Origin of the sequence: Streptomyces sp. B21-083 (genome assembly GCF_036898825.1) — a bacterium.
GTDB lineage: Bacteria > Actinomycetota > Actinomycetes > Streptomycetales > Streptomycetaceae > Streptomyces.
In genome coordinates, this window is sequence record NZ_JARUND010000001.1 from 2960895 (window position 1) to 2987206 (window position 26312).

Consider the following 26312-nt stretch of genomic DNA (forward strand, 5'->3'; position numbering starts at 1 on the left):
ACACCACCCTCACCAGGTCAGCCGAAGGTCGTAGGAGTTGCGCAGGAACGGCGGCGGGTCCTGGCGGAGCGCGGCCGGCACCTCGTAGCGCGGCACCGCCCGGTGCCATTCCTCCAGCGCCGTGAGGATCTGGGCGCGGGCGAACGCCGCTCCCAGACACTGGTGGGCACCGGTACCGAAGGCGATGTGGGGGTTGCGTTCCCGGTCGAAGTCCACCTGCTCCGGACGGTCGAAGACCGCCGGGTCGTGATTGGCGAGGGCCAGGGGCAGCAGCACCGTATCGCCCTGGTCCGTGACCCCCGCTGCCCCCGGCCGTACCGCCATCCGCCCGGGGTACATACAGGAGTTGACGCGCAGGAACTCCTCCACCGCCACCGGCCTGATGTCCCGCTCGGTCAGGAAGCGGGTCCGGTCGGCCTCGTGATAGGCGAAGTACTGGACCGCGTTGGCCAGATGATTCACGGTGGAGTCCACGCCTGCCAGGAAGATCACGCACAGCAGCGAGGCCCGGTCGTCGTCCCCGACCGGCTCGCCGCCGATCGTCCACGTCAGGCTCGCCGTCGTCAGGTCCCCGGCCGGCTCCGCCCTTCGCAGAGCGATGTGCTCCCGTGCGAACCGTTCCAGGGCGGGCAGGCCCAGTTCTCCGTACGCGGCTTCGCGGGGGTCGGGCTCCGACCGCGAGTCGATCATGGCCCGGTCGATGGCGAGCAGGAGGTCGAGGCGCTCGGCGGGCCAGCCCACAGCCTCCATCAGATTCTCCATCACGAACGGCCGGGCGAAGTCCTCGTTGAAGGAGATCTCGCCGCGTTCGAGGAGGCCGCCGATCCGTGCCCGGGCACGGCCACGCACTCCTGGGGTCAGGTCGCGGACCCGCTGCGGGGTGAACCAGGAGGCCAGCCGACGACGCCACTCCGTGTGCTCGGCACCTTCCACAGTGAGGGGGACCCACCGCTCCTCCTGTGCCCCCTCGGCCGCGCTGACCCGCCCCACGGTGAACGTGTCCTCGTCCCGGAACGCCTCACAGATGCCCTCGTAGGAGGAGAGCACCCAGAAGCCGGGGCCCCGGTCGCTGTGGAAGGCACCGTCGCGGGCGTACATCGCGGCCGCGCGCCGGTATTCCTCGGGGGCGTTGAAGAAGTCGAAGTCGACCGACACCGGGCAGCCCCCGGAAGCCCGGGCCGGTGCGTCCGTCTCACTGAGTTGTTCGTTCCGCAAGGACACTCATCCCTTCGGTCGGTCGATCGCCGGGTATCGGCGGATCGAGTTCGCCACGTGGCCAGTCCGAGGCGGTCAGCCCCGAAACTGACAGCCTCAGGGCCCACAAGCGGTCCAGATCCGCCTCGTCGAGCAGGACGCCGTCGATGAGCACCGCGTCCGGCCTCGCCAGCCCCGCCACCCGGTCGTTCGGATGCCGGCGGTAGAGAACCAGGTCGGAGGAGGCGGGGACGGCCGCGGTCCTGCCCGTTCCCGGCAGGGCGGGGGTCATCGCGCGGTACGCGTTGACCGTGGCCGCCCGCAGCAGCGCCCCGAAGCTCAACCCGGCCCGCTCGAGCTCCGCCAACTCCTTGTGGAAGGAGGGACCCGCCAGCACGAACGGGTTGCCGCAGTCGGTGCCGACCAGGAGCCGGGCGGCGACGCCTTCGGTGCGCGCCACCAGCTCGCCCAGACGGTCCACGGTGGCGCCCCGCAGGCGGGCCTCCACGGGGTCCAGCCGCAGCGCCTCCCGCGCGGCGTGTTGCCAGGCCCGCCGTCTGCTCGGGGTAGCCGCGGCCAGCGCCGTCCGGGAGTGCCTGGTCCTGTGCCGCTCACCACTGCGGGCACGCCAGCACACCAGGGTCGGGCAGATCAGGTGCCGGTGCGGGCCGGACCCGGCGAGCGCGTCACTCATCTCCGCCGCCCGCTCCCTGACCCCGGTCGCGGACAACGCACCCGCCAGGGAGGGCCAGCGCCGGTCCTGCGGCAGCCGGAACACGTTCGGCACGACGCCGTAGAGGTGCTCGCTGGTCCGCAGCACACGGGCCGCCGTCGCGAACGGGACCCGTTCGGGCACATGGCCGACCACCGGGATCCCGGCCCGCCGGCAGGCATTCGCCAGCCGGTCCATGACGGCGGGTTCGATGTCGTCGTAGATCTTGAGCCCGTGGTACCCGAACGCGAGCGACTCCTCGATCACTCGGCGGACCGCCTTGTCGTCGGCCAGCACCGTCACCGCGTCGGGCAGCCTGGTCGCCGGCCCGTCCACGACTCCCGCGGTGACCCACAGCCGGGGCAGCACCACATGCCGGGCCCGCCGCGCGCCTTCCGCCAGGAGGTGGGCCGGTTCACCCCACAACTGCCGACAGCCCGTCACCCCGTGCACCAGGAGACCGACCAGGTCCGCGAGCGAGGACACGTGCGCGTGGGCGTCGACCATCCCGGAGACCGCGTACCAGGCGCAGGGCCGTTTGCGCTCCGGCTGCCGGGGGCCCGAGTAGGGCGAGGGCCCCGTCGTGCAGCGGCCGTCGGTGACGGTCAGATCCTGCACGGGCCCGGGTTCACCCGTGACCGGGTCGACCTGCCGTACCTCCCGGAGGATGTGATTCCGAGGCCGGGCCGCGAACTCCTCCAGAGCCGTCACCAGGGGATCGCCCTCGGGCAGCAGGTTGCGCCGCCACCGCCACTGGGCCTCTTCCAGTCCGCTGCTCATCCCGGTGCCCGCCCCGTCGCCGCGGTGCCGGCCGGTATCACCCGGGCCACTTCCGCGAGCTGTGCCGCCGCCTTCACCCGGCTCTCGGCGTCGAGCAGCCACAGCTGGGCGCCGAGTCGGCGTTCGCCGGCCCTGAACGGTGCGAGGTCCGCGTCGCCGGAGGCGCCGACCAGGACCACTTCCTGGTCGGGGAAGCCTCTCGGCACCTCTCGTTCACCGCCGAGCAGCAGGCCCCGGGTGGCGTGTCCCAGTTCCCGGCGGTCCACCCGGTCACAGGCATCGACCATCCAGGGCGGTGCGCCCTTCGCGACGAAGTTGTCTCTCAGGTACTCGGCGCCGTCAGGCCCTTCGACAGCCCGGGCCTCCTCTTCCACGGCATCGCCCGGGATCACGACGGCCTCCGCGTGGGCGCAGAAGGACACCACTCGGCTGATCCGGGCGTCGGCGGCGGCCACCGACAGCGCGACCCGACCGCCGTAGTACAGGCCGATCACCGTGCAACGGCGATGCCCGAGGTGGTCCAGGACGGCCCGCAGGTCCGCCGTGTACCGGTGGGGGGCGTGTGCCGCGGCGGCGCCGCCGGGCCCGCTGTCACCGCGTCCGCGCAGATCCACGGAGGTGACGTCGGCGTCGGCGGGGAGCGCCGCCAGGAAGCCGGAGTCCGTCCACACCCGCCGGTCCATGGCCACGCCGTGCACCAGCAGCACCGCCTGCCCGGGGCCGGGTCGGCGTTCGGCGGCTATCACCGTGCCGTCCTCCGACACCACGGTGAACTGTTCGACCTCATCCACGCGCGTCTCCCCCTGTCCGGCTGCCGCCTGCCACGGTGACCTGGTCCGGGCTCGCGTCCTTCGTGTCCGGCGTGTCGCGGTCCCGCAGCTCGTCGGCGAGTCCCTCGTCACGGAGTTCCGCCGCCCTTCCCAGTTCGTCGGGCATGCCGTCCCGGGTGGCCAGGATCAGTCCCCGGCGGGCCTCGATGTGCAGCCACCCCCGTCGGCTCCAGGTCCGCAGCCGGCCCCGGAGTTCGGCCTGGGGCACGCCCGTCATGTCGAACACCCTTTCCACGGTCTGGTCGATTCGTCCGCCGTGCGCCATCGACCGGAACAGCTGGTCGTCGGCACCGCGCAGCACGTGGCGGCCGGTGGCCACGTGCGGCCGATGGTCCTGCAGGACGGTCAGGTCGGGGCCCAGCCGGTAGGTGAACCGGGACTGCGCGTGCAGCTTCTTCCACAGCCCCACCCGCGCGCCCAGCCGCCGTCGCAGTGCCAGTAGCTCGTCCGCGTCCGTCCGTTCCTCGGTCTCGGTGTGCGAGAAGGAGTAGGCGAGCGCGGCCTGGTCGGCGGCGGGGGACGGGTGGATGAACCTGTACTTGGGCTCCGGCCCGTTCAGCGCGATCCGGAATTCGTCGGGCCTCTCGTGGTACGGGCTGTAACGGTCCACGCGGACCCGGCTGACCGTCGACGGGGGCGCCAGATGGGTGATGAACGGGAACAGTGCGAGCTGTTCCTCCAGCATCCGGGGCGTCTCCATCGGCATCGCCGACAGAAGGTTCCACCGCGCGTCGATGCCCAGCTCGGCGCAGAGAACCAGGAACCGCAGATTGTGGAAGGCGGTGGCACCCTTGCGCAGCAGCCGGAGCGCCCCGCTGCTCAGGCTTTCGATGCCGGGTTGCACCATGGTCACTCCGGCGGCCCGCATCTCGCCGACCTCCCGGGGCCCGAGATTCGCCTTGACCTCGAAGAAGGTCGTGACGTCGACCTCGGACGCGGCCAGCTCGGCCAGACCGTTGTCCCGCTTGGCGAGGATGGTGTCGACCGCGTAGGTGTCGAACACCCCGTGCTTCTCGGTCAGTTGCCGCAGCGTGTCGGTCAGCCTGCGCCCCGGTTTGCTGCGGTAGACCATCCCGCTGCCGTTCTCGCCGCAGAAGGTGCACTGGAGCTTCTCGCCCCACCAGCAACCGCGTGACATCTGGAACGGCAGAGCCACATGTGGGGTGATGAGATCGCGCCACGGCAGGTCCCGCAACCGCGCGAAGTACTCGTCGTAGCGGGGCACCGGGGCCGAGTCCGCGTCCTGAGCCACCGGCAGCCCCGCCCGTATCCCGTCCTCGGCGCGCAGCGCCAGACCGGGGACGCCCGCGAGATCGGCGAGGCTCCCGGCCGCCCGGAGTGCCGTGACCGCCGCCTCGCCCTCGCCCTGCACCACGGCGTCGACGAACGGGTAGGCGACCATCACGGCCTGCCCCATCGGCCGGTCGCAGTTGGCGCCTCCGAGCACGACGTGGCGCCGCGGATCCCGTTCCTTCAGGGCTCGCCCGATGGCCAGCGAAGGGACGAGTTGGCTGAACGAGGTGGTGAACCCGTACATCGGTGCGTCCAGTTCGAGCATCCGCTCGGCGAAACCGGCCACGAAGTCGGGTGCGATCGCACGCAGGTCCAGGACCCGGCGCACCATCTCCTCCGAGACTCCGCGCGACGTGAGGAAGGCCGCGTAATCGGCTGATGCCGTCTCCTCGGCGTCGGGACCGGCGTCCGATGCGCGAGGTCCGTCCGCCGGCCCTCCGAAGATCCAGTCGCCGACACCGAAGCCGTACAGTTCCTCACCGATGGTGTCGTAGACCGACACGAACTCCGTTGGGTCCCACCCGAGGGTCTCCACGGCGTACTGCGACCAGTCCAGGTATCCGTAGACCGGGATGACCGGATCACCCGGAGTGTGGTCGGCCAGCGCTGCCAGGGTGGCGATCTGGATCGACGGCCGGTACAGGCTGTTCCAGGGCGGTGCGATCAGTACGAGCTTCACCGCGGACTGCCCTTCCTGGGCCGCAGCCGGGCGTCGAGCCGGCCTGTGGGCAGCACCGGGTAACCCGCGCGCGCCTTGTCCAGCATCTCCAGCCCGGGGACGACCACATCGACCACCGTCACCGGCCCCGGCTCGGTGAGGACTCGGTGGTACGGCTCCAGACCCACCGCGCGCAGCCGCTCGACCAGGCGCCGCAGCAGCTGCTCGGGGGAGGCCGCGGCGGGCAGTGCGTCGGTGGTGTCGAAGGGCACCGGCCTGTGCGTCAGGGCCCGTACGTCGAACCGGGCCGCCGCCAGATGGCGCGGCCAGCGCGCGAGGGCGCGGGCGATCTGCTCGGACTCGCTGCCCGCGTCCACCGGGCCGTGCCGGTACATCGTCCTTACCTGGAGGTACTCCAGGAGGGCTCGTTGGAGGGCGTATTCGGGCACCGGGGACGAGCCGCTGCCGACCAGCCGGACCGGTTCGTCGGCGACCGCGTCGCAGACCAGGTAGCTGGGTACCCGGGTGTCACAGGTGAGGGAGACGATCAGGAGCTGGGCGCCACAGGCCCGTGCGACCTCGGCCGTCAGCTCCCGGAGCTCGGCGGGAAGGCTCTCGGGTTCGACGACGGGCAGCGCGCGGCCGCTCCCGAAGTACACGTCGGCGAGCAGGTGCGACCACGCGTCGCGCTCGATGGCCTCGTTGACCGCGTGCACCAGTGCCTCCGCCAGGGTGGCCCCCGCGGCGTAGCCGGCGCTGGAGGTGTAGTGCCACAGCGGGGCGAACACCCCCGTGTCCGCGGGGTGGGGCCAGTTGCGGTAGCCACCGTCACGGAGGAAGACCGGATGGCGATGGACGGCCGGAACGACCGCCTCCCCGAACACCTCGGCGACCGGGCGGTAGGCCCGGGTCAGGATCTCGCCACCGTCGTCGATTCCGGCCAGCCGTCGCAACAGCGCGGACGGTTCGGCGGACGGCTGACCGGCCACGGCTCCGGCGGTCAGGAACGCCGCCTCGTCCGCCCGGTGATCGCGCCGCCAGTCCAGGTGGTAGTGCTCGGCACTCTCGTACAGGGCGCTGGCCAGACTGCGGTGGCCGAGCCCCTTGCCCGAACTGCGCGAGCACAGCGCGCCACCGGCATCGGTCAGGCGCACTTCGTAGGTGGGGGCGCTGTCGATCCCGTAGCGGTTGATGTCGGCGGTCAGGCTCCGGTCGGCCAGCCAGTCCCCGACCGTGGTCAGGGCGGTGGTAAGGGAGGTCTCACGCTCGGGTGGTATGTCGTCCGAGTGGGTCGGGCCGGAGATCGCTGCTGTCAGCAGGTCGTGGGGTGCGGTCCGGGGCAAGGGTTCTCCTCACTTCGCCCGTGTCGAACACGGGAATTCCTGCTCGGACCAGGCCCAGCAGAGGCTGTGGATCCGTCACCACGTGGGCGAGGTGGAGCCTGGTCGGCGGAAGGTCGGGGCCGAAGAGGTCGACCGAGATCCGGTCGGCCCAGACGGAGAGGGATCGGTCGGTCAGTTCCCGCAGCGGAGCGCGGGGCGGGACGGCGCGCGGTGTGCCGGCCGGGCCGTCGGGGTCCCGCAGGTCGAAGTCGAGACAGACACACCGCATCAGGGCGGGCCATCTCTCGAACCGGCGGAGGAACTCCCGTTCAGCGGATTCGGCCGTCAGGTTCAGACGCCACAACGTCCGTGCCTGTTCGAGTTCCATCAGGGCGCGCTCACCGGCCTGTTGGAGGTCCGGCCCGCTGCCGAGGCCGGTCGCGGGCATCGACCGGTCCTCGCTGCGGGCGACGGCGAGGACCGTGGGCGTCGCGGTGATCCCTCGCAGCAGGATCAGTTCGGGCTCGGGTTCCGGCGTGACGCGGGAGAGAGTCCTCGCGCCGTCCGTGGGCGGCGCCTGCGAGGCGGGTGGCCGGTACGGCGGTGCCGCCAGCCCGCGGTACAGGTGCACCCCGTAATCGACGGATTCCGTCAACTCCAGAAGGGCACCGCTGAGTGCCGCCTCGGCATCGGGCGCCGCGGCCCAGCCGATGGTGCTGGCCAGCCGGGCATCGGTGGAGCGCAGCGTGCCCGTGCGCAGTTCCTCCCCCGCTATCCAGGGTGAGGACCAGAACATCGGCACCTCGCGGTCGCGGCCGCCGGCCGGCGGGTGATAGCGGCGCAGCAGGCAGTCAGGGGGCGCCGCGCGCAGCCCGGACGGCCCGCTGACGAGCCCTCCACGGTCGCCGACCGTGGGAGTGGGCGGACGGACGACCGGGGCCAACGGGGAGCAGGCCGCCAGGCGTTCGACGGCCTCGGAGAAGGCCTTTCGGCGGGCCAGGGGCTCCTGCCCGTCCGTTCCGTGGCCCTCTGCGGTCGCGCCGGACACCGTCCTGATCCGGCACCGCACTGTCACGGTGGCCGGGGCGGGCCATGCCTGGTAATCGACCTCACTCAGTTCGCACCGGCCGGCCGATGTGCTTCGTACGGTCACCTCTTCGCCCCTCAGTCGCGCTCATCGCCGTGGTCCGCCCACCGGTGTCGAAGTCCGGTGCGGGGCATGGCCGGCCCGGACGCTGGTGCGCGCCCGGGCCGTCGGTCACGGCAGAGCCGTCACCGAGTCCCATGCCGGTACTCGGCGCGGAACATCAGACGCTGGTGTCGTCCTCGGACCAGACGCCCCAGGACTCCAGCTCCGCGAGTTCGAGGGCGCTGAGTTCCGCGTTGTTCGGGTCGTCGTTGAGGAAGTCAGCCGTCATGCAGTCGAAAACGACCACGGGTCCCATGAGGGTGTTCCTTTCGTCGGTTCGTGCTGTACGGGCGAACAGGTGTGATCGTGCTCCGCGGGTAGCCCGCGCTGTGGGCTTCCCTCGGGTCCGCGGGCCCGGGTGCGCGGTGCCGTTGCCTCCCTACGGTCGGGCGGTGAGCGTGAGCGGGACGGGGGTTCGGGCCCGCCGGGGAGTGCCCTTGGCCGGTGGGGTGCGGTAGGCGGACGGCACAGCCCTGATGGCCAGGGCGATGACCTTGGTGCCTTCCGCGTACACCCATCGGCGCCGCTGCCAGTCGCGCAGCGTTTCCTGGGCCTGGTCCCAGCGGTCCCCCGACCACCCGAGCTCTTGAAGATCTCGATGGCGGGTTCCGCCGATGACGGCGCGGTAGAGCCGGGCGTCGTCGCCCGAGAGCCGGATGTCACCGCCGGGCAGTCCGGGGCGCCGGTCGGACAGGGTGACGGAGTCGAAGCCCAGCCGGTAGGTGAACGAGGACTCCCCGTGGTGCGCCCGCCAGAGCCTGACCCGGGCAGCGAGCCGCCGCCGGATCGGAGCGTTCGCGGCTCCGTCGGTGAACTCCCCCTCGAAGTGGTAGGCGATGTCCCACAACTCCCCGGGGGTGAGGTCCGGGTAGACATGCTGGTAGCCGGGCAGGGGGCGGGACAGCGCCAAGCCGTAGCGTTCGGGGTTTTCCACGTAGGGGCTGAAGCGGTCGAAGCGGATCAGGGTGATGTGCGGCGGTGTGAGGTGCGTCAGCGAGGCCACGGCATCCAACTGCGCGGTGAGCGACTCCGGCGTCTCGTCCGGGTAGCCGGTGAGGATGTTCCAGTCCGCCCGCACCCCGTACTCGGCGCAGCCCAGGAGGAACCTGATGTTCTGGTAGGCCGTGGCTCCCTTGCGCAGGAGACGCAGACCCTCCGTGCTGAGACTCTCGATTCCCGGCTGCACCGAACGGATACCCGCCCGCCGCATGGCCCGAATGTCCGCCCACTCCATGTTCGCCTTCACCTCGAAGAACAAGGAATGATCGGTCCCCAGTTTCTCGATCTTCGGCAACGCCGTGTCCAGATACTTCAGATCAAGAATGTTGTCCACCGCGAAAAAGTCCAGCACACCATACCGGTTCATCAGGTGACTCAATTCATCCGCCACCGAATCCGGATGCTTACTCCGATAGTTCATCGTCGCACCGTTCAACCCACAGAACGTGCAATGCGTCTTCGCACCCCACCAACACCCCCGCGAGAACTCCACCGGCAAAGTGATCTCCGGCTCCAGATCCCCCAACCCCGCATCCGCCAACTGCTCGAAGAACCCGTCATAGTTCGGCACCGGCACCGCCAACGGACCACCCCGACCAGGCACCGCAGGAGCCGACACATCCCCCGCAGCCGCCCCCGCCCCCGCCCGCGTCCGCAACCGCCCCACGTCCACCACCGGACCACCCGCCGACACCGACCCCAACAACGACAGGAACGCGTCCTCCCCCGGACCGTCCACCACCGCGTCCAACGCCGGATACCGCGCCAGCAACGTCCGCCCCATCGACCCCTCGCAGTTACTGCCCCCCATCACGATCACCCCGCCGTAACCGTGCTCCCGCAACCGCTCCGCCACCGCCAACGTCGGCCCGTTCTGGCTGAACATCGAGGTGAAGCCGATGACGTCGGGGGCGTCCGCCAGCAGGGCGCGGGCCGTGTGCTCCACATGGGTCTCGGCCACGGACCGCAGGGAGTCGATCAGCGCGATGGAGTGCTCGTCGACCCGATGTTCACGCAACACGGCGTAATAGGCGTCGCGTTGGGCCGACACAGCATGACGCCGGGCGAACACCCAATCGCCGGCCGCGAGGTGGTACAGCTTCTCCGACACGGTTTCGTAGGCGTCTGCCCACACCTCGCCGGAAAGCCCGAGAGCCGACCGGGCGAGACTGTAGAACTTCAGGTATGCGTAATACGGAAAGGCGCTCCACCCGTCAGCCTCGGCCACCGAACGAAGAATTCCTACTTGAATCGAGGGACGCACTGTGCTGTTCCACGGCATGGAAACCAGCGCGACCTTTCGATCAGCAGACACGGAATCTCCCTTCGCAGGCACCGGTTGCGGCTCTGCTAAGAAGCCTCAAATAACGAATGCGTAATGTCAACAACTGGCAAAGGAGTCGCGGGGTTTGGCTGGATATGATCGCAGCCGCTTGTCGACGTATGTGCGGGAAGCGTGAAGATGGCGCGGTTCGCCCGACTCCGGAACCCCCGCCATCCCCTCGTCTCCCCAGGTCAGACGCCACTGTAAGTGTGTTCGAGGACGCCCGTGACGAGCTCCCGGGGAGATATGGGGTTGCAAGCCCGAGGAATGCCTCATAGGGTCCACCGGCCGACGCACTACAAGCTCTCCCTTTACCCTTGCTTTAAGTGCGACTATTTTTCGCCGTCCGCACTCGGCCGGCCATGAGCATGGAGGAGAACTCATGTCCGAGCCGTTGCGTAGAAGCCGGTCGGCCGGTGAGAACGACGATCCGTCCGTGTCCCCCTTACGGATCTCCCTGACCGGCGCCGCCGCGACCCTGCTCGCCCCGCTGTACGCACGGGCGCTGGACGCCCGGTCCCCGCGGCCCCTTCTCGGGGACCGGGCCGCCGCCGCGCTGGTGGCCCGGACGGAGTACGATTTCGGCCGCCTCGGCATCAACGAGACCAACGCCGTGGGTGTCGCCCTGCGCACCCGGTGGTTCGACCGTCAGGTCCGGCGCTTCCTCGCGGACCACCCACGCGCCGCCGTCGTCCATCTGGGCTGCGGCCTCGACGACCGGTTCAGCCGACTCGCGCCCGGCCCGGACGTCCGGTGGTACGACCTCGACCAGCCCGAGGTCATCGACCTTCATCGCACCGTGTATCCCGCCCACCCCGCCCGGCAGACCGTCGCCGCGTCGGTCACCGACCCGGACTGGACGGCGCGGATCCCGGCCGACACCCCTGTCTTCGTCGTGGCCGAGGGCCTGTCCATGTACCTGCGGGCCGAAGACGGCCCGCAGGTTCTGCGTCGGATCGTCGAACGGTTCCCGCAGGGCCAACTCGTGCTCGACACCTACTCCCGGTTCGCCGTCGGCTCCACCCGCCGCTTCGCCCTCTTCCGCCGCACCGGCGCCCAGCTCGCCTGGGGTGTCGACGACCCGCGTGAACTCGACCGGGAAACAGCCGGTCTGCGGCTCGTCGAGTCCATCAGCGCCTACGGCACCGCCAAGGGAGTGGATCTCCGTGGACTGCCTCCACGGTTGCGCGCTCGCATACTGCTCGACACCCAGGTCATGGCACGGCTGCCGGTGCTGGGCAGCGTCGGTCACCTCTCACGCCACGCGTTCGGCGCGAACACCACCGTCTGACCGGCCACCCTCCGTTCGCCCCCCTTCGGTATCCCGCCCATGCCCCTCGGCCGTACCCTCAGGCCGCCGATCTCTGGAAAAAACAGATCCATGCTGATCGCATACCTGCTGTCCCACGGGCTTTCCCTGCTGGGCAACACCGTGGCGGCCATCGCCCTGCCCTGGCTCGTGCTTCAGCGCACCGATGACGCCTCGGCCGTAGGCCTGGTGGCCGCCGCCTCCGCCGTTCCGGTACTGCTCTCCGCCGTCGTCGGTGGCGTGCTGATCGATCGATTCGGCCGCCGTCGCCTCTCCGTCTGCGCCGACTTCGCCTCGGCCGCCTGCGTCGCGGCCCTGCCTGTCGTGGACGGCCTGATCGGCCTGACCCTGGCGTGGTTCGTCGTCCTCGGCGTCGCCGGAGCCCTGATCGACGTTCCCGGCATGACCGCTCGCGAGGCGCTCGCCCCCGACATCGCCAAGGCCAGTGGCATGGACCTGGCCCGCCTGGCCGGGCTGCGCGAGAGTGTCAGCGGCGCGGTGGTGGTCGTCGCCCCGGCCGCCGCCGGCTTCCTGATCGTCCTGGTCGAGCCGAGCACCGTGCTGTGGGTCACGGCAGCCTGCTCCGCCCTCGCGGGCATCGGTGGTCTCGTCCTGCCCCGCCGGCTCGGGCGCCGCACCGCGCCGAGCGGCGAGACCCCTCGCGGCCCGTGGGCGGACGTCCGGCACGGGTTCTCCGTCCTGCGCGGTGACCGCACGGTCACGACCGTCACCCTGCTGTCGTCAGCCGGCATCGCCGTCCTCGCCCCGCTCCAGAACCTGGTCCTCCCGGTCTACCTGGTGGGTGAGGACTCTCCCGGTGGCTACGGCCTGGTCATCTCCTGCCTGGCCGTAGGCGGCATCGCGGGGTCCATCGCGTATGCGGCGCTCGGGGCGAAGCTGTCGCGGCGAACCGTCTTCGTGGTGTCCCAGCTGATCTCGTCGGTCGGCGTGGCCGGGATGTCACTGCTTCCGTCGGTACCGGTGCTCGTGGCCTGCGCCGTCCTCACCGGCATCGGAGCGGGCCCGCTGCCCGCGCTCTTCCTGGTCCTGGTCACCGAGCGTGTGCCCGAGGAGGTCCGGGGCCGCGTTCTCGGTATGCAGAATGCCGTCTCCATGTCCGCGGTCCCGGCGAGCACCTTCCTGGCGGGCCTGCTGGTGGAAGGGATCGGGTTGCGCGAGACGGGCCTGATCATCGGAATCACGTGGGGCGCCGTCTCCCTGCTGCTCCTGGTCGCCCCGGCCATGCGCCAACTGGAGCCCCCGGCTCCCGCCCTCACCGAACCCCCCGGGACCCAGAACCCCGCCGCCCCTCCCCACCTGGTCCGCCGGCCCGACTGAGCCCGAGGCCGGGCCGACCTACCCGCCCAGGCGCCCAGGTCGAACGTCATAGAATGCCGATCACGGAGCTGCCGCCACCACAGTGACCGCACTCGACGTTCGTGCTCACGATCCCGCGCTCCCTGCAAGCACCAGAACCGGAACCGGCAACACAGCACGGAGCGGGGGACGAGAGAACGATGATCGACGCGTACGAGGATCCCGGCACGCCCGACTCCCGTGGCCCCGCCCGTTATCTGGTGTGGCTGGTGCGGCAGCAGTGGCGGCGGTGTGCGATGGGGGCGCTGCTCGGCAGCGCCTGGACGACGCTGATGGCGCTGTCGCCGTATCTGCTGTCCCGGGCCGTGGACGACGGTCTCGAACCGGGCGACCAGGCCGTGCTGGCCGGCTGGGCGGGCGCGATCCTCGCCGCCGGGACGTTCAGCGCGTGGCTGAGCATCATGCGGCACCGCACGATGACCCGGGTCCGGATGGACGCCAACTTCCGTACGGTGAAGGTGGTGATCGGGCAGGCCGTGCGGCTGGGGGCCGCGCTGCCCCGGCAGGTCGGGGCCGGGGAGGTCGTCACGATCGGCGTCGGCGATGTGTCGACGATCGCCCAGTCGCTGACCTTCGTCGGACCGGGCGTCGGCGCGATCGTCTCCTACAGCGTGGTCGCCGGACTGCTCCTGTCGGTGTCCCCGACGCTGGCCGCCGTGATCCTGCTCGGCGTGCCCGTGGTCGCCGTCCTCATCGGACCGTTGCTCGGCCGGCTGCAGGGAGTGGAGTCGTCGTACCGTGAGCGTCAGGGTGTCCTGACCGCCCGGATCGGGGACCTCTCGGGCGGACTGCGTGTCCTGAACGGGCTCGGCGGCAAAGGGCTGTTCGCGGACGCCTTCCGCCATGACTCGCGCCGCCTCCAGGAACAGGGGTACCGGGTCGGGGCGGTGAGCAGCTGGATCCAGGCCCTCGGGGTCGGGCTGCCGACGCTGTTCCTCGCGGTGGTGACCTGGCTCGCGGCCCGGCTGGCTGCCCAAGGGTCCATCACCGTGGGCGAGTTGGTGTCGGTGTACGGCTATGTCGCCGTGCTGGTCGTGCCGGTGGCGTTCTTCATCGAGTGCGGATTCCAGATCAGCCGCGCTCTGGTGGCCGCCCGGCGGGTCGCACGGTTCCTGGCGCTCGACCCCGACGACGGCGGCGGTGCGGGTGACCGGGGGCTGGACGCGCCCGTGTCCCCCGCCGCGCTCCACGACCCCGACTCCGGTGTGCGAGTCGTACCGGGGCGGCTGACCGCGCTCGCCGGTGCCCGGTCCGCCGATGCCGCCGCCGTCGTCGACCGGCTCGGCCGGTTCGCGCCGTCGGCGGCGACCTGGGGTGACGTACGGCTGGACGAGATCGCCCTCGCCCAGGTGCGCGCCCGCATCCTGGTAGCCGACAACGAGGCCGACCTGTTCGCCGGGACCCTGCGTGAACTGGTCTCCGGGCGCGGGGAGTTCGGCGAGGAGGCCATCGCGCGGGCGGTGCGAGCGGCCGTCGCCGACGACATCGTCCTCGGGCTGCCGGACGGGCTGGACTCGGCGATCGACGCCCAGGGCCGCAACCTGTCCGGCGGCCAGCGCCAGCGCGTACGGCTGGTGCGGGCGCTGCTCGCCGATCCCGAGGTGCTGCTCGCCGTCGAGCCGACGTCGGCACTGGACGCGCACACCGAGGCCGCCGTCGCGGACCGGCTGCGTGCCGAGCGCGGCGAGCGCGCGGACCGCTCGACCGTCGTGGCGTCCACCTCGCCGCTGATGCTGGACCGGGCGGACACCGTGTACTACCTGGTCGACGGCAAGACAGCGGCCGTCGGCAGCCACCAGCGGCTGCTCGCGGAGGAACCGGGCTACCGGGCCCTGGTGGCACGCGACGCGGACGACCCGGACGAGCCGGACAAGGAAGAGCGCCCGGCGGAGCTGACGGGTGAAGAAGGCCTGGAGAACGTCGAGGAGTCCGCACGGTGACTGCGGCCCAACTCCCCGTCGCCACCGCGGCCGACGCACGCCGGGCCGACGCCCGTGCCACCACTCCCGCAACCGGGCTCGTCGCACCACAACCCCTCGCCCGGATCACCGACCACGCACGGGCCGACACCCGCACCTCGGCCGACAACGACGAAAACCCGGCGAACATCAAGGAGCCCGTACGGTGAGCGCGACCCAACTCCCCGTCGCCACCGCGGCCGACGTACGCCGGGCCGCCGTCCGGCTGATCCGTGCCGACGTCCGTGCCTTCGTCGCCGTGCTGCTGCTGAACTCGGCTGCCGCCGGTGCCGGACTCGTCGCGCCGTGGCTGCTCGGGCGGATCATCGACGAGGTGCGGGCGGGCGCCGGGGTCTCGGCCGTGGACCGGCTCGGGCTGGTCATCGTGGTGTGCGCGGTGGCCCAGTTGCTGCTGGCGCGCTGGGCGCGGTACGTCGGGTACCGGTTCGGGGAGCGGACGCTCGCGCGGGTGCGGGAGGAGTTCGTGGACCGGGCGCTCGCGCTTCCCGCGTCGGTGGTGGAGCGGGCCGGGACCGGTGATCTGACGGCCCGGGGGACGGCCGACGTCAGCGCGGTCGGCACGACCTTGCGCGACGCCGGGCCGGAGCTGCTGATCGCCTCGGTGCAGTGTCTGTTCATCATCGGCGCCGTGTTCGCGCTGGACCCGCTGCTCGGCCTGTCGGCGGTACTCGCGCAGACCGGCATCTGGTTCGCGCTGCGCTGGTATCTGCGCCGGGCGCGCACCGCGTACCTCGCCGAGGGTTCCGCCAACTCCGAGGTGGCCGAAATTCTCTCGGCGACCGCCTCGGGGGCGCGCACGGTCGAGGCGTTCGGGCTGGCGGAGCGACGGGTCGCGGTGAGCCGGGATGCGCTGGACAACTCCCGCAGCAGACGCCTGCACACGCTGTATCTGCGGACGGTGTTCTTTCCGCCCGTGGAGGTGTCGTACGTCCTTCCCGTGGTCGTCGTGCTGGTGGTGGGCGGCGCGTTGCACGGGCAGGGGACGATCAGTCTGGGCGCGGTCGTGGCGGCTGCCCTGTATCTGCGGCAGTTGGAGGCGCCGCTCGACGAGGTGCTGACCTGGACGGAGCAACTGCAGTCCAGCGGCGCCTCGTTCGCGCGGGTGGAGGGGCTCGGGCGGGCGCCGAGGGGCGGGTCGGAGGCGTCGCCGGTGCCCGTGCCGGAGGGCGACCGGATCGATGTGACGGGGGTGCGGTACGCGTACGACCGTGGGGGCGAGGTGCTGCGCGGGGTCGATCTGACGGTGCGGCCGGGTGAACGGCTCGCGGTGGTGGGGCCGTCGGGTGCGGGCAAGACGACGCTGTGCCGACTGCTCGCCGGGATCGACGAGCCGCGTTCGGGCACGGTGACCGTGGGCGGAGTGCCGGTCTCCTCACTCGGGCCCGAGGAGCTGCGGAGGCAGGTCGTGCTGGTCACGCAGGAGCACCATGTCTTCCTGGGCACGGTCCGGGACAATCTGCTGATCGCCGAACCGGCGGCCACGGACGTCGAGTTGTGGGCCGCGCTGGCCGCTGTCGGCGCCGCAGACTGGGTGCGTGAGCTGCCGGCCGGGCTGGACACCGCGCTGGGCCCCGACGGGGAGTCGACCGACGGTTCACGGGCCCAGCAACTAGCCCTGGCCCGTGTGGTGTTGGCCGACCCGCACACCCTGATCCTGGACGAGGCGACGGCGTTGCTCGATCCGACGACCGCCCGTCACACGGAGCGCGCGCTGGCCGCCGTACTCGAAGGGCGGACGGTGATCGCCATCGCGCACCGGCTGCACACCGCGCACGACGCGGACCGGGTGGCCGTGATGGAGGAGGGGCTGATCACCGAACTCGGCACGCACGAGGGGCTGGTGACGGCGGGCGGGGCGTACGCGGCGCTGTGGCGGTCGTGGCACGGGGAGCAGCAACCGACTTCAACAGAAAAGATCGGTTCGATGCAAAAGAATGAATAGCCCGTATAGCGAACATGACCAACCGGTCAACGAACCTTTTCCAGCCAACTTCTTGACGCGGTCCTGACAGCGCGTGGGTGCGACTGCCACTCTTCCCACGGCACCTTCACAGCGACTCCACAGCCACACCGCTGTGATCTTCGCCGCGCATCCGCACGCACCTGTTCTGCCCCGAACGGACGACCACCGTTCGGTCCCCCCTGGCCGTTCGATCAGCGGCCACGCAGAAGGAGTCAGTGTTGAGACGCCTGTCCCACAGACGCACCCCCCACACCTCCTCCCACACCAGCGCCACCGAGTTCTCCCGCTCCACCCAGCGACGGGTTGCCACCGGCGCCCTCGTCGCGGTAACCGCCCTACTGGTAGCGGCAGTTCAGTCCGGTGCCGCCACCGCGGCCCCGGAGAAGGCACCGTCGGCCGCGGGCAAGGTCATACCGGGCGCGGAGTCCGTCAAGCTGTCCCCCGCGCAGCGCGCCGCACTGCTGGCCGAGGCCAACTCCACCAAGGTGGAGACGGCCAGGGAACTCGGCCTGGGCGCCAAGGAGAAGCTCGTCGTCCGTGACGTCGTCAAGGACGGCAACGGCACCGTGCACACACGGTACGAGCGCACGTACGAGGGACTTCCCGTCCTCGGCGGCGACCTGGTGGTCGACACCGCCAAGTCGGGTGCCACGAAGGGTGTCGTCAAGGCGACGCGGGCCACCATCAAGGTGGCGACGACGACGGCCTCCCTGCCCGTCGCGAAGGCTGAGAAGCAGGCGCTGACCGCCGCGAAGGCCGAGTCGAAGAGCCCGAAGCTGAGCAAGGAGCCGAGGAAGGTCATCTGGGCCGCCTCCGGCACCCCGGTGCTCGCGTTCGAGACGGTCGTCGGCGGCCTCCAGCACGACGGCACCCCGAACGAGCTGCACGTCATCACCGACGCGGCCACCGGCAAGAAGCTCTTCGAGTACCAGGCCGTCGAGACCGGCATCGGCAACACGGTGTACAGCGGTGCGGTCGACCTCACCACCACGCAGTCGGGCTCGACGTACAACCTGACCGACGGCGCGCGCGGCGGCCACAAGACGTACAACCTGAACCGCGGCTCCTCCGGCACCGGCACCCTCTTCTCGGGCCCGGACGACGTCTGGGGCAACGGCCTCGCCTCCAACCTGGAGTCGGCCGGCGCCGACGCCCACTACGGCGCGGCGCTCACCTGGGACTACTACAAGAACGTCCAGGGCCGCACCGGCATCAAGGGCGACGGCGTGGCCGCGTACTCGCGCGTCCACTACGGCAACGCCTACGTCAACGCCTTCTGGCAGGACGCCTGCTTCTGCATGACGTACGGCGACGGGTCGGGCAACGCCAACCCGCTGACCGCGATCGACGTGGCCGGCCACGAGATGACGCACGGCGTCACCGCCAACACGGCGGGCCTGCTCTACTCGGGTGAGTCCGGCGGCCTCAACGAGGCGACCTCCGACATCTTCGGCACCGCCGTCGAGTTCTACGCCAACAACCCCTCCGACGTCGGTGACTACCTCATCGGCGAGGAGATCAACATCAACGGCGACGGCACGCCGCTGCGTTACATGGACAAGCCGAGCAAGGACGGTGCGTCCAAGGACAGTTGGTACTCGGGTGTCGGTGGGGTCGACGTCCACTACTCGTCCGGTCCGGCGAACCACTTCTTCTATCTGCTGAGCGAGGGCAGCGGCGCCAAGACCATCAACGGCGTCAGCTACAACTCGGCCACCTCGGACGGGCTGCCGGTGACCGGCATCGGCCGGGACAAGGCGGAGAAGATCTGGTTCCGCGCGCTCAGCACGAAGTTCACGACGAACACCAACTACGCGGGGGCCCGCACCGGCACCCTCGCGGCCGCCGGTGAGCTGTACGGGACGACGAGCGCCGAGTACACGGCCGTGCAGAACGCGTGGGCCGGGATCAACGTCGGTACGCGTCCGGGCGGCGGTGGCGGCGGCACCGGCACCTCCTTCGAGTCCGCGACCGTCGTGTCGATTCCGGACAACGGCGCTGCCGTGACCTCGTCGCTCGCGGTCACCGGCATCACCGGCAACGCGCCCACCAACCTGGTGGTCACGCCGAACATCACGCACACCTGGCGCGGTGACCTCGTCGTCGACCTGGTGGCGCCGGACGGCTCGGTCTACAACCTGAAGCCGTTCAGCTCCTCGGACTCGGCGGACAACGTGAACGAGCCCTACACGGTCAACGCCTCCTCCGAGGTCGCCAACGGGACCTGGCAGCTGCGGGTTCAGGACAAGGCGGCTCAGGACACCGGCAGGATCAACGGCTGGAAGATCACCTTCCCGTCGGCCTGAACACCCGGCACTTAAGGGCCCGTTCGAACACCGTTCAGGACCCATGAGTGGCAGGGCGCCGCCCCGGTGGAGCAACTCCCCGGGGCGGCACCGCCTTTACCGCTCACGTACTGGGCCTTTGTCGGCAACGTGCCTGGTCTTTGTCGTCGCTTTACCGAGATCGCGCCGCGTTACATACACGAAACGTTTGGCCTGTGGTCGATTTTCAGCCAACATCACTTCGGGGTCCTGACATGTACAGGCCCTCAATGTCAGTCTTCGACGGCACGCCGCAGCAGTACTCCAGCTTCACCACCACCTCCCGACAGTCACCCCAAGACCGTCAGGAACCCCCACAAAGGAGTCCGCGTGACCCCCCTCTACGCGCGTCACAAGCGCACCACCCTCGCCATCGCCACCGCCGTCGCTGCCGGGGCACTCCTCACCACCGGTCTGACCACCGGCGCCTCCGCGGAGAGCGAGCCGGCCGGCACCTCGGCCAGAGTCTCCGCCGTTCCGATGACGCTGTCCCCCGCCACGCGCACCGCCCTCATCAAGGAAGCCGCCGCCGAAGCCCCGGCGACCGCCGACGAGATAGGCCTCGGCGCCAAGGAGAAGCTCGTCGTCCGTGACGTCGTCAAGGACGCCGACGGCACCCTGCACACCCGCTACGAGCGCACCTACGCGGGCCTGCCGGTCCTCGGCGGCGACCTCGTCGTGCACGAGAACGCGGCCGGCACGACCCGGAGCGTGACCAAGGCGCAGAAGGCGGCCATCAAGGTCACCGACCTCACCCCCGAGGTCACCACGGCCGCCGTCGAGAAGCAGGCCGTCACGCTCGCCAAGAAGGCCGGTTCCAGCAAGTCGGCGGCGTCCAGCGCGCCCCGCAAGGTGATCTGGGCCGCCTCGGGCACCCCGACCCTCGCCTACGAGACCGTCGTCGGCGGCCTCCAGGAGGACGGCACCCCGAACGAGCTGCACGTCATCACCGACGCGGCCACCGGCAAGAAGCTGTACGAGTACCAGGGCATCGAGACCGGCACCGGCAAGAGCCTGTACTCCGGCACGGTCACGCTGAACACGACGCTGTCCGGCTCGACGTACCAGCTGACCGACGGCACGCGCGGCGGCCACAAGACGTACAACAAGTCGCACGGCACCAGCTCTTCGGCCGGCACCCTGTTCACCGACGCCGACGACACCTGGGGCACCGGCGCCGCCTCCAGCTCGACCACCGACCAGACCGCGGCCGTCGACGCCGCGTACGGCGCGCAGAAGACGTGGGACTTCTACAAGTCGACGTTCGGCCGCTCCGGCATCAAGAACAACGGTGTCGCCGCCTACTCCCGCGTCCACTACGGCAACGCGTACGTCAACGCGTTCTGGGACGACAGCTGCTTCTGCATGACGTACGGCGACGGCGAGGGCAACGTCAGCCCGCTGACCTCGCTGGACGTGGCCGGCCACGAGATGACGCACGGCGTCACCTCCAACACGGCGGGCCTGAACTACTCGGGCGAGTCCGGCGGCCTGAACGAGGCGACGTCCGACATCTTCGGCACGGCCGTCGAGTTCTACGCGGCGAACGCCTCCGACGTCGGTGACTACCTCATCGGCGAGGAGATCGACATCAACGGCGACGGCTCGCCGCTGCGTTACATGGACAAGCCGAGCAAGGACGGCGGCTCGAAGGACGCCTGGTCCTCGACCCTGGGCAACCTCGACGTCCACTACTCGTCGGGCCCCGCGAACCACTTCTTCTACCTGCTCTCCGAGGGCAGCGGCGCCAAGACGATCAACGGGGTCAGCTACAACTCCCCGACGTCCAACGGCTCCACGGTCACGGGCATCGGCCGCGCCAAGGCCGTCCAGATCTGGTACAAGGCGCTGACCACGTACATGACGTCGACGACCAACTACAAGGGTGCCCGCACGGCGACCCTGTCGGCGGCCTCGGCCCTGTACGGCGCCAGCAGCACGGAGTACGCGGCGGTGAACGCGGCCTGGGCGGCGGTCAACGTCAAGGCGTGACGCACGACGCATGACACGTGCCGCGCGGTATGAGCGGTAGGTGAGCGAGTGACCGGCGGGGCGGTACCCGGAACGAAGGCATTTCCGGGGACCGTCCCGTCGTACGTGTGTCCGCATCCCGCACCCCGCCGCACAGCCACTCCCACCCCCCGCCCTACCCTTGGGTCCCATGTCCTTCACGTACGCGGAGGTCGGCGCGACCCGCGAGCGCGGCTTCCGTTGCCCGCCCGGCTTCCACCCCATGCATGTGCGCACCCGCATCGGCGAGGGCGAGGAGGTCTTCCGGCGCGCCTCCGAGGCCGTCCTCACCTGGGAGATGCACCGCGCGATGGGCGTGGGCATCGACGCCGGCGCCGAACGCGCGGCCCCCGACGTCGACGTGACCGTCACCCTCGCCGGCGTCATCAAGGCGCCCTGCCGCGTGGTCTGGACGGTGGAGGAACACCGCCGCGCCGGCTGGGCGTACGGCACCCTGGCCGGTCACCCGGAGTGCGGCGAGGAGTCGTTCGTCGTGGACCGCACCGGCGACGGCACGGTGTGGCTGACGATCAGCGCGTTCAGCCGCCCCGCGAAGTGGTACGCCAAGGCGGGCGGACCCGCGACGCGGGGCTTGCAGCATGCCTACGCACGGCGGTGCGGGGTCGTGCTGCGGCGACTGTGCGGGGAGTTCGGGGAGGACTGAGGCGGCCCGACGCGGCCACAAGACAGCCACAAGCAGCCACAGGCGATTGGCTGGAACTGGTCCTGGCGCAACGCCAGGACCAGCCGCAGGGACCGGTCAGGGCTCGCGAGTCACCGCATCAACACCCCCGCCCCCTCCCCCACTTCCTCCGAAGGCACCGCCACCAGCCCCATCTCCGCGCTCGACGCGAGCAACCGGTGCGACGGCAGGATCCGCACGGTGTACCCGTAGGGTCCCGTCCGGTGCAGGGACAGGGGGCCCTCGTACTGCCAGCGCCCTTCCGGGTCCGGGCCGCCGACCGCCTTCAGCGGGACCGTCGTCGCGTCGGTGATGCTGTCCTGCGAGTCGACCCGCCCCGAGACCGCCTGGACCTCGACGTCGTCCGGCACCAGGTCGCCCAGGCCCACCCGTACGCGGAGCGAGAGCGTGGACCCCAGTTCCGCCGTCAGGGCGGGGGCCGTCGCCGCCGAGGTCTCGACGTGGTCGACGGTCACCTTGTGCCAGGCGGAGCGGACCCGGGACTTCCAGGCCGCCAACTCCCTTGCCGTGTCTGGGGTCATGGCGCGGTGGGCGCGGGCCGCGGGGGCGTAGAGGCGTTCCACGTACTCGCGGACCATCCGGCCGGCCAGGACCTTCGGACCCAGGTGGGTGAGGGTCTCGCGGACCATCTCGATCCAGCGGTCGGGCAGGCCGGTCTCGCCATGCTCGTAGAAGCGCGGGGTGACCCGTTGTTCGAGGAGGTCGTACAGGGCCGCCGCCTCCACGTCGTCCCGGTGGTCGGGGTCCGTGCCGGCGACGCCGTCCGCAGTGGGGATCGCCCAGCCGAACTCCGGCCGGAACCATTCGTCCCACCAGCCGTCCAGGACCGAGAGGTTGAGGCAGCCGTTCAGTGCCGCCTTCATCCCGCTCGTCCCGCACGCCTCCAACGGGCGCAGAGGGTTGTTGAGCCAGATGTCGCAGCCGGGGTACAGCTTCTGCGCCATCGCCATGCCGTAGTCGGGGAGGAAGACGATGCGGTGGCGGACGCGCGGGTCGTCCGCGAAACGCACCAGCTCCTGGATGAGCCGCTTGCCGCCGTCGTCCGCCGGGTGCGCCTTGCCCGCGATCACGATCTGGATGGGGCGTTCGGGGTGCAGGAGCAGGCCGAGGAGACGGTCGCGGTCGCGCAGCATCAGGGTCAGGCGCTTGTACGAGGGGACACGGCGCGCGAATCCGATGGTCAGGACGTCCGGGTCGAGCACCCCGTCGATCCAGCCCAACTCCGCCGTACCCGCGCCGCGTTGACGCCAGGACGCCCGCAGCCGTTCCCGTACCTCCGCCACCAACTGCTCGCGCAGGGACCGTCGTAGCTCCCAGATGTCCTGGTCGGGGATGTCCGTGACCACGTCCCATCGGTCCGAGGCGCCCACCGTCAGCGCGTCCTCGGTGCGATCCGCGCCTATCTGGCGGGCACCGAGCCTGAACACCTCCGGCGCGACCCAAGTGGGCGCGTGCACACCGTTGGTGACCGAGGTGATCGGGACCTCGGCGGGGTCGAAGCCCGGCCACAGTCCCGCGAACATCTCCCTGCTCACCTGGCCGTGGAGAAGGGACACACCGTTCGCCTGGCGGCCCAACCGCAGGCCCATCACCGCCATGTTGAAGAGGTTCGGCTCACCGCCGGGGTAGGTCTCCATGCCCAGGCTCAACACGCGTTCCACGTCGATGCGCGGGAGTTCGGCGTCGGGGCCGAAGTGGTGGGCGACCAGTTCACGGTCGAAGCGGTCGATGCCGGCCGGGACGGGCGTGTGCGTCGTGAAGACCGTGCCCGCCCGGACCGCCTCCAGTCCGGCGTCGAAGTCCAGCCCCGCGTCGCAGAGTTCGGCGATCCGCTCCAGGCCGAGGAAGCCCGCGTGGCCCTCGTTGGTGTGGAACACCTCGGGGGCGGGATGTCCGGTGAGGCGGCAGTACGTCCGGACCGCGCGCACTCCTCCTATGCCGAGCAGCATCTCCTGGAGGAGGCGGTGTTCGCTGCCGCCTCCGTACAGCCGGTCCGTGACGCCCCGTTCGCCGAGGTCGTTCTCCTCCACGTCCGAGTCGAGGAGCAGCAGTGGTACGCGTCCCACCTGGGCCAGCCAGACCCGGGCCCGCAGCGACCGGCCGCCGGGCAGGGCAAGGGAGACCTGGGCCGGGGTGCCGTCGGGTTCCTTGAGGAGGGTGACGGGGAGCTCGTTGGGGTCGAGGACGGGATAGTGCTCCTGCTGCCAGCCGTCCCGGGACAGCGACTGGCGGAAGTAGCCGTGCCGGTACATGAGTCCGACGCCGATCAGCGGTACGCCGAGGTCGCTGGCCGACTTCAGATGGTCCCCGGCGAGGATGCCGAGCCCGCCGGAGTACTGCGGCAGGGCGGCCGTGATACCGAACTCGGGGGAGAAGTAGGCGACGGCGGCGGGGAGTTCGGCCCCCTGGGTCTGCGTCTGCGTCTGGTACCAGCGGGTGCCGTTGACGTAGTCGTGCAGGTCGTCGGCGACCGCGGTGAGGCGGCGCAGGAAGCGATGGTCCTCGGTGAGTTCGGTGAGCCGCTCGGGCGAGAGGCTGCCGAGGAGCCGTACGGGGTCGCAGTCCGAGTCGGTCCAGCGCTCGGGGTCGACGGACTGGAAGAGTTCGCGGGTCTCCGCATGCCAGGACCAGCGCAGATTGCGGGCCAGATCGCTGAGCGGCCTGAGCGGCTCGGGGAGAACGGGACGGACGGTGAACCGACGGATCGCCTTCACATTCCACCTCGGTGGTCGTGCGTGATGTATCAAACCTGTACATACCAGGACGCACGGCCATGTGCGTCCCGTCATCATCCCCTTGACGGTATCGGGGCGGGAGCGCGGTAACCATGGCGCGTATTGCGCGCCCCCACCGCGGACCGACTGCCGATATGGCCGATTCCACCCCCGTAGGCCACCTTGTGACACTTCGACCCGCACGAGAGGCTGCCCGGAAGGCCGCCGGGCGTTGGCGGCCGGGGAGGGGGAACTCCAACCATGAAACGGACGCGCACACGGCCCAGACGTCCGCGCTGGGCGGCGGGCCTGACGGCGGCAATCACAGCCGCCGTCCTGTCGGTCACCGCTCCCGCGCAGGCCGCCCCGGAGGGGCGCATAGCCGGCGCCGGTGAACCCGGTTCCGTCGGCGGAAGCTACCTGGTGACGCTCAAGGAGGGAAGGGCGGCGTCGTCGGCGGACGGCAGGAGCCTCGCCGCGAGATACGGGGCGAGAATCGGCCACATCTACAGCACCGCCCTCAACGGCTACGCCGTGCGGGCCGACGAGACCCAGGCCAGGCGTCTCGCGGCGGACTCCCGCGTGGCCTCGGTCTCCCAGGACACCCGGATCACGTACGACGGCGCCCACGAACGCGCCCCGCAGGACCCGCCGTACTGGGGCCTGGACCGGATCGACCAGGCCGGACTGCCGCTCGACGACACCTACACCTCGCCGGTTTCGGAGGGCAAGGGCGTCACCGTGTACGTGATCGACACGGGCATCCGTATCTCCCACAAGGACTTCGGGGGGCGCGCGAGTTACGGCTGGGACTTCGTCGGCGACGACCGCGGGGCCGGCGACGGAAACGGGCACGGCACGCATGTCGCGGCGACGATCGCGGGCACGACCTTCGGCGTCGCGAAGAAGGCCAGGGTCGTCTCCGTACGTGTCCTCGACAACGCGGGCGGCGGCACGACGGCGCAGGTCATCGCGGGTATCGACTGGGTGACGAGACACGCGAGGAAGCCGGCGGTCGCCAATGTGAGCCTCGGCGGCAACCGCAACGCCCCACTCGACGCTGCCGTACGGAACTCGATCGCGTCCGGGGTGACATACACGGTCGCGGCCGGGAACGACGGGCAGCCGGCGGCGGGTTACTCCCCCGCCGACGTCAGGGAGGCGATCACGGTCGGCGCGACCGGGCGGACGGACGCCCGGGCCGACTTCTCGAACTGGGGCCCGGCTCTCGACCTGTTCGCCCCGGGCGTCGCCATCACCTCGGCGTCATATGCCGACGACACCGGACGGGCGACCTACTCGGGTACGTCGATGGCGGCGCCGCACGTCGCGGGGGCGGCGGCCCTCTACTTGGCGGAACGACCGAAATCCCGTCCGGCTCAGGTCGCCAAGGCGCTGACGACGCTGGCGACGCCCGGGAAAGTCTTCGACAAGAAGGACGGTTCACCGAACAAACTCCTGCGGATACCGCATCCCTAGGAGCTCTGTGCCGTGGTCGGCCCCGTCCACCGGACGGGGCCGACCTCGTTCCCCGACCTGGCTGATCCTGGGTGCAGACATACGCGTGAGTAGTTAGCAAAGTGCCGGATTGCCTACCCGAATAGGGTGGGAAGGCTCCCCCGGTACACGACC

18 protein-coding genes are annotated in these 26312 nt (G+C 70.6%); 9 read left to right on the forward strand and 9 right to left on the reverse strand.

All coding sequences use genetic code 11. From position 1 onward, the window contains the following. Positions 1 to 9: 9 nt before the first annotated feature. The 8 genes from QA861_RS13175 to QA861_RS13210 all read right to left on the reverse strand — a co-directional run bounded on the left by QA861_RS13175 (position 10) and on the right by QA861_RS13210 (position 10313). A complete protein-coding gene (locus tag QA861_RS13175; RefSeq protein ID WP_334588521.1) occupies positions 10 to 1215 on the reverse strand; it encodes a cytochrome P450 in 1206 nt (401 codons plus the stop codon). Further along, positions 1193 to 2686 (reverse strand): amidohydrolase, encoded by a 1494-nt coding sequence (locus QA861_RS13180; RefSeq protein WP_334588522.1) that lies wholly within the window; start codon positions 2684 to 2686, stop codon positions 1193 to 1195. The genes QA861_RS13175 and QA861_RS13180 overlap by 23 nt, the downstream gene beginning before the upstream one ends. Continuing rightward, positions 2683 to 3477 (reverse strand): alpha/beta fold hydrolase, encoded by a 795-nt coding sequence (locus tag QA861_RS13185; protein ID WP_334588523.1) that lies wholly within the window; start codon positions 3475 to 3477, stop codon positions 2683 to 2685. The genes QA861_RS13180 and QA861_RS13185 overlap by 4 nt, the downstream gene beginning before the upstream one ends. Further along, positions 3470 to 5488 carry a RiPP maturation radical SAM C-methyltransferase gene (locus tag QA861_RS13190; protein ID WP_334588524.1) on the reverse strand — a complete coding sequence of 673 codons (2019 nt, stop codon included), beginning with the start codon at positions 5486 to 5488 and terminating at the stop codon, positions 3470 to 3472. Before QA861_RS13190 ends, QA861_RS13185 begins: the two co-directional genes overlap by 8 nt. Beyond that, positions 5485 to 6810: a YcaO-like family protein gene (locus QA861_RS13195; RefSeq protein WP_334588525.1), complete on the reverse strand. Its 1326-nt coding sequence runs from the start codon at positions 6808 to 6810 to the stop codon at positions 5485 to 5487. Before QA861_RS13195 ends, QA861_RS13190 begins: the two co-directional genes overlap by 4 nt. Then, the gene (locus QA861_RS13200) at positions 6728 to 7942 is read right to left on the reverse strand and encodes a YcaO-like family protein (RefSeq protein WP_334588526.1); all 1215 of its coding nucleotides are present in this window, start codon (positions 7940 to 7942) and stop codon (positions 6728 to 6730) included. The genes QA861_RS13195 and QA861_RS13200 overlap by 83 nt, the downstream gene beginning before the upstream one ends. 154 nt (positions 7943 to 8096) lie before the next feature. Beyond that, a complete protein-coding gene (botA, locus tag QA861_RS13205) occupies positions 8097 to 8234 on the reverse strand; it encodes a bottromycin family RiPP peptide (RefSeq protein WP_334588527.1) in 138 nt (45 codons plus the stop codon). 123 nt (positions 8235 to 8357) lie between these two features. Further along, complete coding sequence (locus QA861_RS13210; RefSeq protein ID WP_334588528.1) at positions 8358 to 10313, reverse strand: RiPP maturation radical SAM C-methyltransferase; 1956 nt, start codon at positions 10311 to 10313, stop codon at positions 8358 to 8360. A gap of 370 nt (positions 10314 to 10683) precedes the next feature. Here QA861_RS13210 and QA861_RS13215 point away from each other — a divergent pair, with 370 nt between their 5' ends. The 8 genes from QA861_RS13215 to QA861_RS13250 all read left to right on the forward strand — a co-directional run bounded on the left by QA861_RS13215 (position 10684) and on the right by QA861_RS13250 (position 21927). Continuing rightward, on the forward strand, positions 10684 to 11592 hold the full coding sequence (locus QA861_RS13215; protein WP_334588529.1) for a class I SAM-dependent methyltransferase: 909 nt from the start codon (positions 10684 to 10686) through the stop codon (positions 11590 to 11592). Positions 11593 to 11682: 90 nt separating this feature from the next. Then, positions 11683 to 12948, forward strand: a complete 1266-nt coding sequence (locus tag QA861_RS13220) for an MFS transporter (protein WP_334588530.1) — start codon at positions 11683 to 11685, stop codon at positions 12946 to 12948. A gap of 179 nt (positions 12949 to 13127) precedes the next feature. Beyond that, a complete protein-coding gene (locus tag QA861_RS13225; RefSeq protein ID WP_334588531.1) occupies positions 13128 to 14927 on the forward strand; it encodes an ABC transporter transmembrane domain-containing protein in 1800 nt (599 codons plus the stop codon). Beyond that, positions 14924 to 15115, forward strand: a complete 192-nt coding sequence (locus QA861_RS13230) for a hypothetical protein (RefSeq protein WP_334588532.1) — start codon at positions 14924 to 14926, stop codon at positions 15113 to 15115. The genes QA861_RS13225 and QA861_RS13230 overlap by 4 nt, the downstream gene beginning before the upstream one ends. Further along, positions 15112 to 16908: an ABC transporter ATP-binding protein gene (locus QA861_RS13235; RefSeq protein WP_334588533.1), complete on the forward strand. Its 1797-nt coding sequence runs from the start codon at positions 15112 to 15114 to the stop codon at positions 16906 to 16908. The genes QA861_RS13230 and QA861_RS13235 overlap by 4 nt, the downstream gene beginning before the upstream one ends. 239 nt (positions 16909 to 17147) lie before the next feature. Beyond that, positions 17148 to 19235: a M4 family metallopeptidase gene (locus QA861_RS13240; protein ID WP_443041479.1), complete on the forward strand. Its 2088-nt coding sequence runs from the start codon at positions 17148 to 17150 to the stop codon at positions 19233 to 19235. A gap of 348 nt (positions 19236 to 19583) precedes the next feature. Beyond that, entirely contained in the window at positions 19584 to 21245 is a 1662-nt protein-coding gene (locus tag QA861_RS13245) for a M4 family metallopeptidase (RefSeq protein ID WP_334588535.1), read from the forward strand. Positions 21246 to 21414: 169 nt separating this feature from the next. After that, positions 21415 to 21927, forward strand: a complete 513-nt coding sequence (locus QA861_RS13250) for a DUF1990 domain-containing protein (protein ID WP_334588536.1) — start codon at positions 21415 to 21417, stop codon at positions 21925 to 21927. Between the two features lie 110 nt (positions 21928 to 22037). Here QA861_RS13250 and glgP read toward each other — a convergent pair whose 3' ends face one another. After that, a complete protein-coding gene (gene glgP, locus QA861_RS13255) occupies positions 22038 to 24680 on the reverse strand; it encodes an alpha-glucan family phosphorylase (RefSeq protein WP_334588537.1) in 2643 nt (880 codons plus the stop codon). Between the two features lie 261 nt (positions 24681 to 24941). Between glgP and QA861_RS13260 the strand changes: the two genes are divergently transcribed. Beyond that, positions 24942 to 26159, forward strand: a complete 1218-nt coding sequence (locus QA861_RS13260; RefSeq protein WP_334588538.1) for a S8 family peptidase — start codon at positions 24942 to 24944, stop codon at positions 26157 to 26159. Positions 26160 to 26312 lie beyond the last annotated feature (153 nt).

Coding starts and splice junctions, on each gene's coding strand:
- QA861_RS13180 (WP_334588522.1), bottom strand. CDS start 2,686: ATGAGCAGCGGACTGGAAGAGGCCCAGTGGCGGTGGCGGCGCAACCTG.
- botA (WP_334588527.1), bottom strand. CDS start 8,234: ATGGGACCCGTGGTCGTTTTCGACTGCATGACGGCTGACTTCCTCAAC.
- QA861_RS13215 (WP_334588529.1), top strand. CDS start 10,684: ATGTCCGAGCCGTTGCGTAGAAGCCGGTCGGCCGGTGAGAACGACGAT.
- QA861_RS13220 (WP_334588530.1), top strand. CDS start 11,683: ATGCTGATCGCATACCTGCTGTCCCACGGGCTTTCCCTGCTGGGCAAC.
- QA861_RS13225 (WP_334588531.1), top strand. CDS start 13,128: ATGATCGACGCGTACGAGGATCCCGGCACGCCCGACTCCCGTGGCCCC.
- QA861_RS13250 (WP_334588536.1), top strand. CDS start 21,415: ATGTCCTTCACGTACGCGGAGGTCGGCGCGACCCGCGAGCGCGGCTTC.
- QA861_RS13260 (WP_334588538.1), top strand. CDS start 24,942: ATGAAACGGACGCGCACACGGCCCAGACGTCCGCGCTGGGCGGCGGGC.